This window comes from Collinsella sp. AM28-11LB, assembly GCF_003469895.1.
In the GTDB taxonomy this organism is placed as follows: domain Bacteria; phylum Actinomycetota; class Coriobacteriia; order Coriobacteriales; family Coriobacteriaceae; genus Collinsella.
Map to the genome: position 1 here is coordinate 220,480 of NZ_QSKJ01000001.1, position 16,248 is coordinate 236,727.

Sequence of the window (16,248 nt, forward strand, 5' to 3'; positions counted from 1 at the left end):
ATGCAACATACGCTGCCCACCATCGGCTTGCAAGGAGGATCCATGACCGCGTACTACCAGCAGGTGCTCAACGGTACCTACGACAACCACGTGCTCCCGTTTTTGTGGATGAAGGGCGAGAGCCAACAGACCATTGCCGAGTATTTGGAAAAGATTGCCGGCGCCGATATCCACGAGGTCTGCCTTGAGAGTCGTCCGCATCCCGATTTTTGCGGTAAGGGCTGGTGGCGCGACCTGCGCTTTGTGATCGACACGTGTAAGCAGCTGGGCCTCAAGATCTGGATCTTGGACGACGCACACTTTCCCACCGGATACGCCAACGGCGCCGTCAAGGAGGCGGCGCCCGAGCTCCGCAAGGTCGTTCTCACCCACCGCACCATCGACGTGGTGGGCCCCACGCCGCAGGCGAGCATCGTGCTCACCAACATGTTCGACAAGACGGAGCGCTTCTATGGCGTTACGTTTATGCAGGCAGGGCGCACCGTCGAGGTCGAGCACCGCATAATCGAGGACGAGCACGGCACGCCCTGCCGCTTGGTCTTTGACGCGCCCGCCGGCATTACGCAGGTGTGCGTGATGTTCACGAGCGGCAAGACCTCCTACAACGAGGACTACATCAACATGGTCGACCGTGCCTCGGTGGCGCAGCTCATCAATGCCGTGTACGAGCCGCACTTTGCGCATCTGGGCGATGAGTTTGGCGAGACCATCCTGGGCTTTTTCTCCGATGAACCCGGCTTTGCCAACGAGAAGGGCGTCACCGGCGCCGATGGTATCTCCGACACACTCATCGGTAAGGCCACCGCGCCCCTGCCCTGGTCGGCTGAGCTCGAGCGCCGCCTGCGCGCGGCGCTGGGCGAGCGCTACCTGGACGAGCTCCCGCATCTGTGGGATCGCAAGGACGCCGGCGCGCACGTGCGCCACGTGTACATGGACATCGCGAGCACCCTCTATAAGGAGTGCTTCTGCGACCAGCTCGGAGACTGGTGCCGCGCGCGCGGCGTGCAGTACATCGGCCACGTTATCGAGGACAAGGACTGCCACGCGCGCCTGGGCGTGGGCGCCGGGCACTACTTCCGCGCCGTGGGCGGTCAGGACATGGCGGGCGTGGACATCGTGATCAACCAGCTCATCCCCGGCATGGACCAAGGGCTCCACTCCTACGGCCGCGGCGTGTGGGACCTGGAGTTCTACAACTACGTGCTGCCCAAGCTGGGCTCCTCGGCAGCGCATCTCGACCCCAAAAAGCAGGGCCGCTGCATGGCCGAGGTGTTTGGCGCTTTTGGCTGGCACGAGGGCCTGCGCGAGATGAAATGGATCGCCGACCACTTTATGGTGCGCGGCGTCAACTGGTTTGTGCCGCACGCCTTTAGCATGGCCGCCTTCCCCGACTTCGACTGCCCGCCGCACTTTTACGCGCACGGTCAGAACCCCCAGTTTGCGCACTTTGGCAAGCTCATGAGCTACATGAACCGCACCTCGAGCCTGCTTTCGGGTGGACGAGCCGTCACGCCGGTGGCGCTTCTGTACCACGCCGACGCCGAGTGGGCGGGCGAGGCCTCGTTTATGCAGCATGCCGCCGCCGAGCTTGTGCGTGCGCAGGTCGATTTCGATATCGTGCCGGCCGAGGCGTTTGATGACGCCGGGCGCTACGTCGTGGAGTTCGCCGCAGACGGCAGCGGCTTTAGCGTGAACGGCCAGGCGTACCGCTGCCTGGTGATGCCCGGCGCCGAATATGCCGGCGGGGCCGTACTCAACTTTGCCGCGCGCGCTGCGGCCGCAGGCGTTGGCGTATATGCCCTGGATAAGCTGCCGAGCAAGCGCTATGACGGCGAAACTGCCAGCCGCGCGGGCTTTGCCCCTGTGGAGGCCAACGAGCTTGCAGGCGTGCGCGTTGTTGCCACTTCCGAGCTTGCGAGCGTGCTCGCCGCAGCCGGCATACAGACCGTGGCGTGCACCGATCCGCAGCCGTGGCTGCGCGCGCTTCGCTACGACCGCGCCGACGAGAGCTACCTCATGCTGGTAAACGAGCATCCCAAGCAGGGCATTCACACGCATGTTGAGCTCGCTGACGGCGCGCCCGTGCACGGCGTGCGCCTCGATTTGCTCAACGGCAGCGCACCCGTCGCCTTTGACGGCACGCTTGAGCTCGCGCCCTACGAGAGCTGCATTGTGGTGCTCGGGACCGAGGCGCCCGCTGCCGACGAGCGCGGAGGCTCCGATGCCGAGCGTGAGGTCACGCGCGTTGACGGCCCCTGGAACGTCTCCTTTGCCGCGCCCGGCGCCGATGCCACGCACCTGGTCTTTGGCGAGGCCGTCGAGCTTGGCGACCTGCACGATCTTTCCTGCGCCGAATTCCCCGGCAAGGCAGGCACTTTCCGCTACCAGGCAAGCTTTGCCGTTGCTGAGAACCTCGCCGGCGCCGCGCTCGACCTGGGCGAGGTCTTTGAGACCGCCACGGTCGCGCTTAACGGCGCTAATCTGGGCTGCCGCATCTGTCCGCCCTACCACTTTGAGCTCGGCACCCTTGCCGCCGGCGAGCACACGCTCACAATCGATGTGATCAACACCCTCGACCACGCCATCCCCGACATCTTCGCCCTCACCGAACCCTCCGAGCCCAGTGGCCTGCTCGGCCCCGTCCGCCTGCTTGGCTAACGGCCCCACACAACAACGCCCGGCTTGCTCCCCGGCGTTTTGTTTACCGCTATGATTGATACATCGCGATACGAACGTATAGGAGTCATATGGACATCAAGCGCAAAATCACCCAAGGCAAGGAGCTCACCCCCACCGAGCAGCAACTCGGGCAAACGGTTCTCGCCATGGGCGAGGACGTCCGCGGGCTCTCCATTAAGGAATTTGCGCGCCAGGCCAATGTCTCCGTTGCGAGCATCCACCGCTTTTGCAAAAAGCTCGGCCTCGAGGGCTTCAAAGAACTCAAGGTCGAGCTGATGCGCGCAGTCTCGCGCGCAGACTCCGCCCCCGAGGTGGATATCAACTTTCCCTTTGATGCGACCTCCAGCGCCCAGGAGATCTCCGAGCGCATGGCGCGACTGTACGAGACCACGCTTTCCGAGACGCGCGAGATCCTCGACCCGGCACAGCTCGATTACGCCGCCAAGCTCGTCTTACGCGCCGGCACCGTGGACATCTACACGGGCTCGCACAACCTGTATCCGGCGGGAATGTTCCGCGATCGCCTGCTTTCCGCCGGTAAGAACTCGACGTGCTACGACAATATCGAGGCCCAAGTGCGCACGGCGCTCGCCTCGGGCCCCGACCATGCGGCGATCGTCATCTCCTACAGCGGCCTTGCCCCCAACCTCAAGGAGATCTTGCCGATCCTCTGCAGTCGACATGTCCCGGTCATCGTCATCGGCACGCCATACTGTGCCCGCATTCACCCCGGCTTTGCCGCCTATCTCACCGTGAGCGATATCGAGAGCCTGAGCCACCGCATCACGCAGTTTGCCAGTCACATCGCCGTGCAATACGTGCTCGATTCGCTCTACAGCAGCTACTTTGCCAAAGATTACGCCCGCTGCTCCGAGTTCCTCGAGCGCTCGTTCCCCTACACCCGCCTGCCCGGACTCAAGTAGCGACGAGCGTGGATTTTTGGACACTTAAATGACGAGGGTGGATAATCTCCCACTCTGAGCCTGCGCACAGGCCAAAAACGGGAGATTATCCACCCTCATTCTGTAGTCGTTACTCGGGCCCTTTTGCCGCTGGTCGCGTTGGAACCGCGCGCTACTGAGCGGGCGAGACCACCAGGAGTGCATCGTGCTCGAAGGGATGCTGGGCCACGCGCACGGCATCGTCGACGGACATAACCGGCAGGTTGGCCACGCGTTTATTCTCCAGGTCAAACGCCACAGCATTCCAGGCGGTGGCGCCGCCCTCGAGTTTGAGCTTGACGGCCGTGGTCCTCGGCAGATAGACCACCACGCGTTCGCCCACGCGCGCCACACGGATGGCTTCGCGTGCATCGTCGAGCAGCTCCTGCGCGGGTTCAACAGCTACCGCCCCATCCGCGCTCGTGGCACCCAGGCCGCGCAGCACGTGCTCGATCAGGCCAAAGTCCCACACGCCCGCAAACTGCAGGCACTCTTGCCAGCGGAACGGCATGTCAAAGCCCTCGCCAAGGACGCTGCCACGGCTCTGAGAGGTCTGCCAGTTCCACACGCCGTGCGCACCGTAGGTAATGCCGGCACTGGCACCGGCCAGAATGCTCGACCAAACACTCGCGCGACAATCCTGCGCGGTAAAACGCCAGTACACGTTGCGGCTCGCGCCCATTTGCTCGTAGCAGGGCTCGGAATTGACCATCGGCTTTTTGGGATACTGCGCGCGAAAATCCTCGGGCAGCTTCCAAGCTTCCTCCTGACCGCTATAGTTGTGGCCGGGCTGGAACATGTAGAAGTCCAAGCGATCGGCAAACTGCTCGGGCAGGGCGCGGTTGCCACGGTTGATATGCATGGTGTGCAAGGACTCGGGAGCCAGCTTGGTGACCTCGTCGAGTGCGTCCCCGTAATAGGCGATAGCCTCGTCGGTCTTAAAGTCGGTGTCGCCTGTCACCACGTAGACGGGGTCGAACTCGCCCAGGTTCTCGACGACGCGGGCAACGTGGGCGCGAACCTCCTCGCGCGGCATGACCTCGGCACCCAGGCGCTCGGCGATCACGGAGCCCCAGGTACCGGGCACGTAGTTGCACCACATGAGCACGAGCGCCGGGCGAATGCCGTGCTCCACGGCTGCCTGGCACATGCGGCGGGCGCGGCCCCAGTACTCCTGGTTGGGTGCACTCCAATCAAAGTGCACGCCGTCCTCGCTCGCATAGGGCCAAATGCCCAGGTCGGGCAGGCAGCGGTCCCACTGCGGAAGGGTGTTGATCTGCAGTACGTTCATGCCCTGCTCGGCACGGCGGGTGAGGTAGTAATCCCAATCGTCCTCGGTGATGCTCGTAAAGGCGCTCCAGCACGTATCGGCAAACCAAAAGAATGGTTTGCCGCCGCAGAGGAACCCGTCCTCACGGGTATTGACGGTCAGTTTTCCCAAGCTCATATGGCACCTTTCTCTTGGGGAGACTTGCTAGGAGGGAGGTAAAGAAGTCGCCTGCCGCATTATCACAGTAGGGTCTGCGGCTGCAGTTGCTCAGCTCAAATTGAACGCACGCGAAGCACAGGGCCCTTACGTCTCTCCTAAAAAGTCTACAGGAAGGCCCCGCCGGGCTTATGCCAAGCGGAGCCCTGTCGTGTAGGGGGTCTTATTTAGACCAAGGCTGGGGCGACTAGGCCTCCATCTCGGCGAGCTCCTCCTTGGAGAAGCCGGTGACAAAGACGACGGCAGCGGCAATAGCAAAGGAGATTGCCATACCGACGATAGCCCAGACGGTGTTCATCTGGCCACCCTGCAGGTAGTTGGTGAAGACCAGGAAGTTGGAGGCACCGCCTGCGAGGTAATAGGTGACGCCCATGAGGCCCGAGAACACAGCGCCGATGGCACCGCCGATGAACATGCCGAGCATGGTGCGGCGGAAGCGCATGAGGATACCGAAGAGCGCGGGCTCGGTGACGCCGCCGGCGATGGCGGAGATGACGTAGCCCAGGGCAAGACTCTTCTCGTCAGCGTTCTTCATCTTGAGGAAGGCACCGAAGGCGCAGCCCCAGACAGCGGCCATAGCGCAGTTGGTGGAAACGAAGACGAAGGGATCGTAGCCAGCAGCGATGATCTGCACCTGAGCGAGCAGGATAACGGGCATGTGCATACCGCAGACCACGAAGAGCTGCCAGAAGGCGCCGAGGATGGCCATCACGATCAGGATACCGATGCCGCCAAGGTCAGCAAGCCCGAAAAGAATGTTGGCGATGAGGCTGCCGAGCTCGTTGCCGATCGGAGCGAGGACGATGAAAGCGATGGGGATCGTGACGATCATGGTGCAGAACGGCGTGAAGACCGTGGAGAGCACGTCGGGCATGACCTTCTTAAAGAACTTCTCGATGAAGTAGAGCACCGGCACCGAGAGGATGATCGGCAGGACGGACTGCTGATAGTTGGCGGCAGCGATCTGGATGCCGTAGACGGAGATGATTCCGCCACCCTCCTGCGTAGCGGCCGTCACCACGGACGGGGCCATGAGAGCGCCGCCGAGGAGCATGCCGAGCACGGGGCTGGCGCCGAGCTTCTTAGCCGCAGCATAGCCCAGATAGATGGGGATAAACGTGAACGTTGCCTCGTACAGCGTGGTGTAGAGGAAGGTGTAGGTCGGGTCGTCGGCCGAGAGCACACCAAGCATGGTGGGGCCAAGGACAGCCGCGATGGTGCGGAACAGACCGCCGGCCATGAGCAGCGGGATCAGCTGGGTCATGGAGCCCGACAGATAGTCGAGGATGATGTTGGGCAGGTTCTTGAGCTCGAACTTCTCCTTGGGAGCATCGAGATTCTCGTCAACGGCGGCACCCTGCTTGACGCCGGAGATGGCGACGAACTCGGTGAGCACCTTCGGCACGTTCTGGCCGATGATGACCTGGAGCTGACTGCCGGCGAACTGGCAACCCAGAACACCCTTGACCTTCTTGATCTTCTCCACGTCGGCCTTGCTGTTGTCCTTGAGCGTCAGACGCAAGCGCGTCATGCAGTTGGTGGCGACGGTAACGTTCTCCGCGCCGCCCACGAGCTCGAGGACATCGGTGGCAATCTGTTTGTTATCTACTGCCATGGGACCCCTCCCCAATAATTATGCGGCGTACCTAACGCCGCGACTTGCATGGACCCTTACCGCTATAACCCCTTACGGCGGCCCGGGCTTTAACGTTGCGGTAAACAATTTGTTTACTGAACGTTTACGGGCTTTAGTTTACACGGAGTGCCCAATTTGTGGCAATTTTGCCGTCTGAAGTCCGGTGAACGGTAGGAATTCGGGGGTAAGCGTATTTAGACGGTAGAAGATCGTCTATTTGACCAGATATTGATATATGGCTATTTACGTGGGCTTTTATTTTGATAAACACCTTTGTAACGAGCTAGATCCTCAACAAAAAGTCCTGCTAGTTAATAGTAAACGTATGTTTAGTAGTTCATTGCGTGTTCAGTTTTACCGTTTACCGAGTTCATCTGCTCATTCTACAATTCTGCATTAAACTAAACATGTTTAGTCTGTATTGCCGCTTTTGTTTAGTACTTGCGGCACAAAGGAGTAGCTCATGGAACTCAAATCGTGTACCTACGCAACCGTCACCACGCTGGGCGATTTTGGCCCCTGGATCAGCAAGGTCGTACTCGACCTGCCCTGTACCGTGCGCGCCAACGACGTGAACGAGCACACGTTCAATATCTACTGTGCCCGCCATGAGCGCACGGGCGAGGTCCTGATGCGCAAGGAGCACGGCACCGATCACGCAGCGCCCTCCGTGGGCTACGTGCCGGTCCTCGCCACCTACCCCTGTGATGAGAACGGCCAGCGCCTGCCCAAGGGCACACACGTAGCGCTCGAGACGCCCGAGGTGCGTCTCACCAAAGAGATCGAGGGTGGCGTGCTGGGTTCGCGCTATATAAAGAACCGTCTGCGCGTGACGCAGCTTGTGGCGCTCCCGGGCGAAGACGGCGACGACCCCACCGCGGGCCTCGTCTTCGATCGCAGCCGCGGCGACATCTGCCCCGCGCTCAAGGGCTGGCATAACGCCGTGCAGCAGACGCCCGTCGACGGCATCGCGCTCGAGTACGGCTATTTTGAGCCGAGCTTTGAGCCCGCTGACTCCGCGCTCTTCAACCCGTTTGCGCCCAAGGACACGCCCGCCGTCGAGAAGGCGCCGCTGATCGTGTACCTGCACGGCGCCGGCGAGGGCAAGGGCACCACACAGGGCGAGGGCGCGACGCGTGCCTACACCGGCAATCGCGTGACAGCGCTCTCGCAAAAGCAGATCCAGCGCTACTTTGGCGGCTTTGCCTGGGTGCTCGTGCCGCAGTCGCCCACGTTTTGGATGGACGACGGCGTCGAGCAGCTCGGTCGCTCCAACCAGAGCATCTACTCCCCCGTGCTCAAGGCGCTCATCGACGAGTTTGTCGCCGAGCATGCCGACCGCATCGACACCGATCGCATCGTGGTCGCCGGCCTTTCCAACGGCGGCTTTATGACCCTGCGCCTGTGCGCCGACTACCCCGATTTCTTCGCCGCGGGCCTTCCCTGCTGCGCGCCGTGGTACAACGCCACGGACGAGGACGTGGCCGCACTCTCCAAGACGCCGCTGTGGTTTACGCACTCCAAGGGCGACGAGCTCGTGTGCCCGCAGCAGACGGTGCTGCCGCTCACGGCGCGCCTGCGTGATGCCGACGCCAACGTGCACCTCACCTACTTTAGCCATGTCGAGGACCTGACCGGCGTGTACCGCGAGGCCGACGGCTCGCCCAAGAAGACGTTCAATCACGGCGTGTGGATCCACCAGTTCAACGACCTGTGTTATCAAGACTTCGACGGGGGCAACGTACTCATCGACGGCGAGCCGGTGGGCTGCTGGGAGTGGTCGGCCAGGGTTTCGAGATAGCCATCCCATCGGGGGTCCTGACCTTTAGTTTTGTAAACGTCCTCGCGCATGGGCCCGTTCATCCTGCTCCTCCGGAGCATCGGATAAACGGGCCCGCGCTGCGGAATGTTTACAAAACTAAAGGTCAGGACCCCCTAAGTTAACGTTGTTCGAAACGCTGGCCGGGCGCTTCCGGTGGGCCGCCGGGTCGGTGGCGATGGGGGCGTGGGTCCCGTCTTGCCTTGCGCGTAACTGGCTGAAAGATTCTTGGTTGGAGCTGTTCTTATGTCTCATGATTTGACTCGGGTGATTGTTACTACCGATATGGAAGTCGATGATATGAACTCTTTGGTTCATTTGGCTCTGTATCTCAATGTGCTCGATGTGCAGGCTGTGGTGTACACGGCTTCGCAGTATCACTTTCTTGGCGACGGCGTCCATACGCTGGGCGAGGTGAATGCGCATTGGCGCACCAAAGGTGTGCGCTCTTATACCTGGGATGTCGTTCCGCATGAGCCCGATCCCGAGGCCGGCTCGCTCATGGAGTACCGTCCCTTCCCCGAGGGCTGGATCGAAAGCCTTTGGAGCAATGAGTATTCGGACGCTTGGCCCACGCTGAACGCCAACGCGCAGGCCGCCGACGAGCCGTCCTTCCCCACGCCAGCGGAAATGATCGAGCGTACCTATGTGGGCAACGTTGCCTTTGAGGGCGACGTTCGCGAGGAGACGCCTGGTTCGCGCGTCATCGCCCGCGCCATTATGGACGACGACCCGCGCACGCTGTGGCTCCTTTCCTGGGGTGGTATGAACACCATCGTTCGTGCGCTCATGTCCATCGTCGAGCAGTGGCAGAGCACGCCCGAGTGGCCCGCCGTGCAGCAGCGGGTCTATCAGAAGGTGCGCGTGCTGGGCGTGGCCGATGGCGTGGGGCAGGACAACTCATGGCTCGACCATGGACGCGAGCTCTTTCCCGACCTCATCTTTTGGCGTGTTCCCTATATGTATGGCGGCTATGTCGACGCCAAGATCGCTCAGCCCGATACACTGCCGCTGTTTAAGGCTCCTTGGCCTGAGCAAAATCTCACGCAGGGCAACGGCCCCCTCATGGCGCGCTATATGCTCTATGGCGATGGCAAGGTTTACGAAAACGAGCCCGAGCGCTTTCAGTTTGGCAAGCATGCCCGTCTGGATTGGGGCCTGGAAGGCATGCCCGCGATGCAGTTTGAGCGCGGCGACTTTATGGCCGAAGGCGACAGTATGACCTATATTCCGCTGCTGCCGTTTGGCCTGCGCGGCATCGACGACCGCGACTTCGACACGCTGCTCGGCCGCATGTTTCTTGATGGACATCCCGATGCAGACGCGAACGCGCCCGCCGGCCTTGCCGACATCAGCACACCCGCAGACGACAATCCCAATCCCTATCTGCGTGCCTATCAGGAGGACTTTGCCGCCCGCGCGCAATGGTGCGCCCACGATCCGGCGGCCTGCTCGCATCCGGCACACGTTGTCGAGGTCACGGCCGACCGCAGCGCCGCAACCGGCGAGCGCGTCGCCCTGGCGGCGACCATCGTCGACCCCGACGGCCGGGGCTTCGACGCACATTGGGATGTCGCCGTGGACCCGTCGAGCTATGCAGGTTCCCAAAATCTGTCGCTGTGGCAGGAATGCACGGTGGACGCCGTTTTCGTCGTACCCGCCGACGCACGACCCGGCGACCGCTTCGTGCTCACCCTCACCATGCAGACGCACGCCGAGCGCCCCTGCACCCGCTACGCCCAGGTCGCCATCACCGTCGCGTAGCAACCGGCGGCCCACATTCGACAAGGAGTGTCCCCAGGTGCCGGCACAAAAGGAACGTCCCCAAGTGCCAAAATGACGAGAGTGGATAATCTCCCACTTTGAGCCCGCAAACAGACCAAAAACGGGCGATTATCCACTCTCATTTTGCGGACACTCATTTAAGTACGTCCCCAATGAGTACCCCCACAGCAGCGGCAACGCCGATGTTTTGGCAACGACAGCGAAAACCCGCCAGAGCGAGCAAGGTGCCTTGAAACGAGGCGGCATTGACCTTCTGGTCATGCCGCCGAAGTTGAAAGGCAGATTGCCGCTCTGGCGGGTTTGCAGCGTCAAGTGGTTACGCGGGTTGGTAAACCCGCGTAACTAACGAACTCCGTACTGCTCGTAGTAGGCGTCGATGGCGGCCTTGAGCTCGTCGTCGATGACGACCTTGCCGTCGATCTCGTGGTTGTAGAGGGTCTCGACGACCTCGTCCATAGAGACGATGCTCGCGACGGGGAAACCGTACTTGGCCTCGATCTCCTTCTGAGCGGTGGTCACGCCACCCTTGCCGACCTCCATGCGGTTGAGCGAGACGATAAGGCCCTTGATCTCGACATCGGCCGCAGCCATGACCTTGGGATAGGTCTCGTCGATGGACTTGCCGCTGGTAGTAACGTCCTCGACCATCACCACGCGGTCGCCGTCCTGGGGCTCATAACCCAGCAGGTTGCCCTTATCGGCACCGTGGTCCTTGGCCTCCTTGCGGTCGCAGCAGTACTTGACCTCCTTGCCGTACAGCTCGTGGTAGGCAATGGCGGTCACGACGGCCAGCGGAATACCCTTGTAGGCCGGTCCAAACAGCACATCAAAGTCGTCGCCAAAATTATCGTGGATGGCCTGGGCGTAATACTCGCCCAGCTTCTTGAGCTGATAGCCCGTCACGTAAGCGCCGGCGTTCATAAAGAACGGGGACTGACGGCCACTCTTGAGCGTAAAGCTGCCAAACTTAAGAACGTCGGACTCGACCATGAACTTGATGAACTCTTGCTTGTAAGCCTCCATGCGGGCTCCTCTCGTGTTCGCGTACGTGCCATCCAGTTTAGCGCAGGCGAAGCATCGATGCGGGTGCGCTTTGAGGTCACGTCATTCTGTAAAGGCTTTGTCAGGGGCAACGGTTTTCCGAACAATGGGGATTGACATGTCAAACCCCCTCATCAAGAATACGGGCGGATTAGAAAGGGTACGAGATACCCAAAGCGCGTCGCGCCCGGCCTTAAGGAGATGTGCCATGGAAGGCAGTCATAGTCGAAAAACCTGCATGTCGCCCTCGGCACGCCGCGAGGATTCGGCACACGCATAAGCGCCAATAGCCGATCGTCAAAACCACCACAAAGGTGCCTGTCCCCTTTGTGGTGGTTCGTGAGTATGACGTGAGCGACATCTAGGTTTTTAAAGCACATACGACACGTACGCTAACTCCCTTTAACAAGGAGGACCCTATGCTAATGCTCAAAACCGCCACGTTACTCGAAATCATCTCCAAGCGCCGCCGCACGGCGCGCCCTGCCGCCCACGCCGGCCTGTCCAAGAACACCATATTCGCCGCCACCCATTGTGCTGAGGACACTCTCGTACTGCTTGACGCCACGGCAAACGGCCTCACCGCCGAGCACGCCGCCGAGCGCCTGAGCGCCGTCGGCCCCAACACCATCGAAGCGCCGACCAAGACGCTCGCCCGCCGCATCGCCGACGCGTTCGTCGATCCCTTCGCTGGCATCCTCGCCGCCCTCGCACTGGTCTCGCTCTACATCGACGTGCTCGCCGTGCCCGAGCTGCAGCGTGACCCCTCCACGGTCATCGTCATCGGCATCATGTTGCTGGTATCGGGCGGTATGAAGTTTATCCAAGAAGCCCGCAGCGGCAATGCGGCCGAGGCCCTCAAGGACCTGGTCTCCAACACCTGCTGTGCCCTGCGCGACGGTGAGCGCGTCGAGATCCCCTTCGACGAGCTCGTCCCCGGTGATGTGATCCGCCTCTCTGCCGGAGATATGGTGCCGGCCGATGCCCGCGTCATCACCGCGCGCGACCTATTTGTGATCGAGTCCGCGCTCACCGGCGAGAGCGAGGCCGTCGAGAAGACCGCTGCCATCACCGTCGTCGAGGGCGCCGACGGCTCTGCGCTGCCACTCTCTGCCTGCAAGAACATCGTCTTTACCGGCACCTCCGTGCAAAACGGCACCGCCATGGCGCTTGTCGTTGCCACCGGCTCGGACACTTACCTGGGCGGCATCGCCAAGATGCTCAACGGGCGCGTCGAGAAGAGCGCGTTTGACCGCGGCGTCTCGAGCGTCTCCATGCTGCTCGTACGCCTCATGCTCGTTATGGCGCCGGCCGTCTTTGCAATCAACGCCGCCACCAAGGGCAACGTCATCGACGCGCTGCTGTTCGCCACGAGCGTGGCCGTGGGCATCACGCCACAGATGCTTCCCGTCATCGTGACCACGAGCCTGTCGCAGGGCGCCAAGGACCTCGCCCGTCGTCAGGTTATCGTCAAGGAACTGCCGGCGATCCAAAACCTCGGCGCGATGGACGTCCTGTGCTGCGACAAGACCGGCACCCTCACCGAAGACCGCATCGTGCTCGAGCGCTACCTCAACACCGACGGCAACGAGGACGCACGCGTGCTGCGCCATGCGTTTTTGAACAGCTTCTTCCAGACTGGCCTCAAGAACCTTATCGACCTGGCCGTCATCGACCGCGCCGACGTGACGCCCTCGACCGTCGCGCCCGATTCCATGCTGGGCCAGAGCCTGCGTGACCGCTATGCCAAGGTCGACGAGGTGCCCTTCGATTTCTCGCGCCGTCGCCTGAGCGTAGTTGTAGCCGACGCCCAAGGCAAAACCCAGATGGTTACCAAGGGAGCTGCCGAGGAGATGCTCGAGATCTGCTCCTTTGTCGAGGTCGATGGCATCGCTCAGCCGCTCACCGACGAGAAGCTCGCCCAGATTCGCAAGCAGGTCGCTGGGCTTAACGCCGAGGGCCTGCGCGTGATTGCTGTGGCGCAGAAGACCGATCCGCGCTGCGTGGGCGAGTTTGGCATCGCCGACGAGTGCGACATGGTGCTGATGGGCTTTTTGGCCTTCCTCGATCCGCCCAAAGCAAGTGCCGCGGGCGCCGTCGCCACCCTCGAGGCCAAGGGCGTCGCCGTTAAGGTCCTGACCGGCGACAATGACCGTGTCGCCGCCACCGTCTGCGAGCAGATCGGCATCGACGCGAGCAACGTCTTGCTGGGCTCCGAGATCGATGCGCTCGACGACGCAGAGCTTGCCGAGCGCGCCGAGAACACCCACCTCTTCGCCAAGCTCTCGCCGCTGCAGAAGGCGCGCCTGGTGCGCGTCATGCGCGAGTTGCTCGGCCACACCGTGGGCTTTATGGGCGACGGCATCAACGACGCCGCCGCGATGCGTGCGAGCGACTGCGGCATCTCGGTCGACTCCGCCGTCGATATCGCCAAGGAATCCGCCGATATCATCTTGCTCCAAAAGGACCTGGGCGTGCTCGAGCGCGGCATCATCGAAGGCCGCCGCACCTACGGCAACCTGCTCAAGTACCTCAAGACCACGGTGAGCTCCAACTTTGGCAACGTGCTGTCCGTAACCGCTGCGAGCCTGTTCTTGCCGTTTTTGCCCATGAGCGCTCTGCAGCTGGTGCTGCTGTCGCTGGTCTACGAGATCGTGTGCATCGCACTGCCGTGGGACACCGTCGACAAGGCCTGGACTGCCCGCCCGCGCGCTTGGGACGCTGCGTCCATCAAGGGCTTTATGCTCGAGCTGGGCCCCGTGAGCTCGCTGTTTGACATCGTGACCTTCGCCGCGCTCTTCTTTGTGGTGTGCCCCGCCGCCGTGGGCGCAAGCTGGTCCGAGCTTGCCGCCGCGGGCGACGTCGCGGGTATGGCGACCTTTGCGGCGCTCTTCCAGAGTGGCTGGTTTGTCGAGTCCATGTGGTCGCAGACGCTCGTGATCCACATGCTGCGCTCCCCGCGCCTGCCGAGCCCGCGCGACCACGCCGCGCCCGCGCTGTGCGTTCTCACCGTGCTGGGCCTGGCGCTCGTCACTTGGCTGCCGGCAAGCCCCATCGCCGATGCACTGGGGCTCATGCCGCTGCCAACGAGCTTCTTCGCGCTGCTCATCGGCATCGTCGGCTCCTACATCGCGCTCACCCAGCTGGCCAAGCGCCGCTACATCGCCCGCCACGGCGAGCTGCTGTAGCGTTGCCGGCACCATCGTCAAGAATGTCTGGGCCGTCGCGACCCACCCCTGCTGGCCGCAGCGGCCCAAAACAGCTAAAAAAGCCCCGTCCCAAATTAGCTAGTCTTGAGGCGTCCAGGACCAGAAGAAGTTAATGAGGGCCACGCGCGAGGCGGCACCGGTCTTTTTGTTGATTGAGGCGATATGACGGTAGAGCGTAGAGCGCGAAAGGAAGAGCGTTGCAGCGATATCCTGAACGCTCTCGTGCGATGCGACCAAGGCCTCCAAAATATCGCGCTCGCGCTCTGTAAGCTCAAAGGCGGCGACAAAGGCATGGAGACGTTCGTCGAGCGTGAGCTCCGGCACCTCCGCGGAAGCGGGCTCGCTCTGAGCAGACGCGCGATCCGCGCCAAGATCATCGGCAGCAAACGCCAGCTCGCCGGGCACCGCAGCGTCATCTGCCCGATGCCCAAACTGTCCCAGCAGCGAAATCGCAATGCCCACAAACAGTACGAGCACCGCACCCACCGCCAGCAGCACGTTCTGGCTCGAGATAATCGCCACCGCCGGCGCCGTCACGAGCATCGCGCAAATGTTGCTGATGACACGACCCATGCACGGCCACAGATACGACCAGTGCGCATAAACCGAAATGGCAGCAAATTTCGTCGTAAAAAACACCACGAAGAAGCCCAAACCCAGATAGAAAATCGCCATGGCCGCAAGCACATTGCCGCCATTGCCGTCGACGAGCAAGACAAAGAACGAAAGCGTGGACAACATGGCAGTGCAAGTCATGGTGATGTTCATATACGAACGACCGTGCAGGTCAAACAAGGCGCCGGCAGCTAGAGCGCTCGCCGCCATCAACAGGCGCGGCCAATCGCCCAAATCGATGGCCCCGGCGGCATGCGAGGTCGTGAGCCCTGCATTGAGGGCGGCAAACACACCGGTAAGGCAGGCGGTTGCGACCGTCAGACGCACCACGGCGCGCCGAAAAGCCGCCGTTGATTCAGAATCGTCTTGCCACTTGGCGCCAAATTCCGACGCATCCACCGAAAGCTCGGCGATATCGGACTCGCGCCCAACCTCAGGCTCACCGTGTAGCTTGGCGCGACGGACGTTGTGGAGCAGTACCACCTGCGCAACCGCACAGGCAACAAGAACAAACTGCTGCGGAATCCCCGCAGGCATCACCATATGGTTGAGCACCTGCAGCAAAACGCCCAAAGCATACGAAAGTGCCAACACGCGCGCCAAATACGGCGTCCGTGCAAAGCGTCGCGCAAAGTTGGCATGGGCGGTCGATCCGCAGTAGCCCAGTGTGCAGAACGTCAGCAACCCGCCGGCAATGAGCATCTCAAATTGAGCCGCCATCATCAACAGCAGCAACGCCGATGCCAGCAACACGCCCGCGATGTCGCTTGTCGTATCGATCGCACGGGGACGGCGGTAGTACAGAAGGGGACGCACAAGAAAGCCGATTGCGCTCGCGCCGACGATGAAGCTCTCGTAGACAACGACCTCGCTCGGCGGCACAAACTCGGCAACGCGCACGTCAAAAAGATACTCGCCAGCCAAATACGTAAAATAGAACAGCGCTAGGCATATAATCTCCCGAATGCCCCGACGTAAGTATGCGGCTGTGTCTCCCATGCCTCTCATGAATCCCCCCCCCCCCCCCCCCCCCCCCC

The 16,248-nt window shown here is 61.8% G+C and carries 9 protein-coding genes; 5 read left to right on the forward strand and 4 right to left on the reverse strand.

The genetic code is table 11. The annotated features are described in order from the left end of the window. Positions 1–42: 42 nt before the first annotated feature. Together DW732_RS00945 and DW732_RS00950 are read left to right on the forward strand one after the other, a co-directional pair. Entirely contained in the window at positions 43–2,658 is a 2,616-nt protein-coding gene (locus tag DW732_RS00945) for a glycosyl hydrolase (RefSeq protein WP_158567306.1), read from the forward strand. Positions 2,659–2,747: 89 nt separating this feature from the next. Further along, a complete protein-coding gene (locus DW732_RS00950; protein ID WP_118098181.1) occupies positions 2,748–3,602 on the forward strand; it encodes a MurR/RpiR family transcriptional regulator in 855 nt (284 codons plus the stop codon). A 151-nt stretch (positions 3,603–3,753) separates the two neighbouring features. Here DW732_RS00950 and DW732_RS00955 read toward each other — a convergent pair whose 3' ends face one another. Beyond that, positions 3,754–5,067 (reverse strand): DUF4038 domain-containing protein, encoded by a 1,314-nt coding sequence (locus DW732_RS00955; RefSeq protein WP_118098183.1) that lies wholly within the window; start codon positions 5,065–5,067, stop codon positions 3,754–3,756. Positions 5,068–5,293: 226 nt separating this feature from the next. Then, positions 5,294–6,721 (reverse strand): PTS transporter subunit EIIC, encoded by a 1,428-nt coding sequence (locus tag DW732_RS00960; RefSeq protein ID WP_118098185.1) that lies wholly within the window; start codon positions 6,719–6,721, stop codon positions 5,294–5,296. A gap of 484 nt (positions 6,722–7,205) precedes the next feature. Between DW732_RS00960 and DW732_RS00965 the strand changes: the two genes are divergently transcribed. Further along, positions 7,206–8,543: a prolyl oligopeptidase family serine peptidase gene (locus DW732_RS00965; RefSeq protein WP_118098187.1), complete on the forward strand. Its 1,338-nt coding sequence runs from the start codon at positions 7,206–7,208 to the stop codon at positions 8,541–8,543. Between the two features lie 264 nt (positions 8,544–8,807). Continuing rightward, complete coding sequence (locus DW732_RS00970; RefSeq protein WP_117735659.1) at positions 8,808–10,325, forward strand: nucleoside hydrolase-like domain-containing protein; 1,518 nt, start codon at positions 8,808–8,810, stop codon at positions 10,323–10,325. Positions 10,326–10,688: 363 nt separating this feature from the next. Here DW732_RS00970 and pyrE read toward each other — a convergent pair whose 3' ends face one another. Continuing rightward, the gene (gene pyrE, locus DW732_RS00975) at positions 10,689–11,369 is read right to left on the reverse strand and encodes an orotate phosphoribosyltransferase (RefSeq protein ID WP_117735658.1); all 681 of its coding nucleotides are present in this window, start codon (positions 11,367–11,369) and stop codon (positions 10,689–10,691) included. 437 nt (positions 11,370–11,806) lie between these two features. Between pyrE and mgtA the strand changes: the two genes are divergently transcribed. Then, positions 11,807–14,575 (forward strand): magnesium-translocating P-type ATPase, encoded by a 2,769-nt coding sequence (gene mgtA, locus DW732_RS00980; protein ID WP_118098188.1) that lies wholly within the window; start codon positions 11,807–11,809, stop codon positions 14,573–14,575. Between the two features lie 99 nt (positions 14,576–14,674). On the opposite strand, the gene DW732_RS00985 is transcribed toward mgtA, so the two are convergent. Next, positions 14,675–16,135, reverse strand: a complete 1,461-nt coding sequence (locus DW732_RS00985) for a helix-turn-helix domain-containing protein (RefSeq protein ID WP_158567308.1) — start codon at positions 16,133–16,135, stop codon at positions 14,675–14,677. Between the last annotated feature and the right edge of the window lie 113 nt (positions 16,136–16,248).

What these genes read in the sequence shown, in the direction of transcription:
- DW732_RS00945 (WP_158567306.1), top strand. Translation starts at nt 43, where the DNA reads ATGACCGCGTACTACCAGCAGGTGCTCAACGGTACCTACGACAACCAC.
- DW732_RS00950 (WP_118098181.1), top strand. Translation starts at nt 2,748, where the DNA reads ATGGACATCAAGCGCAAAATCACCCAAGGCAAGGAGCTCACCCCCACC.
- DW732_RS00955 (WP_118098183.1), bottom strand. Translation starts at nt 5,067, where the DNA reads ATGAGCTTGGGAAAACTGACCGTCAATACCCGTGAGGACGGGTTCCTC.
- DW732_RS00960 (WP_118098185.1), bottom strand. Translation starts at nt 6,721, where the DNA reads ATGGCAGTAGATAACAAACAGATTGCCACCGATGTCCTCGAGCTCGTG.
- DW732_RS00965 (WP_118098187.1), top strand. Translation starts at nt 7,206, where the DNA reads ATGGAACTCAAATCGTGTACCTACGCAACCGTCACCACGCTGGGCGAT.
- DW732_RS00970 (WP_117735659.1), top strand. Translation starts at nt 8,808, where the DNA reads ATGTCTCATGATTTGACTCGGGTGATTGTTACTACCGATATGGAAGTC.
- pyrE (WP_117735658.1), bottom strand. Translation starts at nt 11,369, where the DNA reads ATGGAGGCTTACAAGCAAGAGTTCATCAAGTTCATGGTCGAGTCCGAC.
- mgtA (WP_118098188.1), top strand. Translation starts at nt 11,807, where the DNA reads ATGCTAATGCTCAAAACCGCCACGTTACTCGAAATCATCTCCAAGCGC.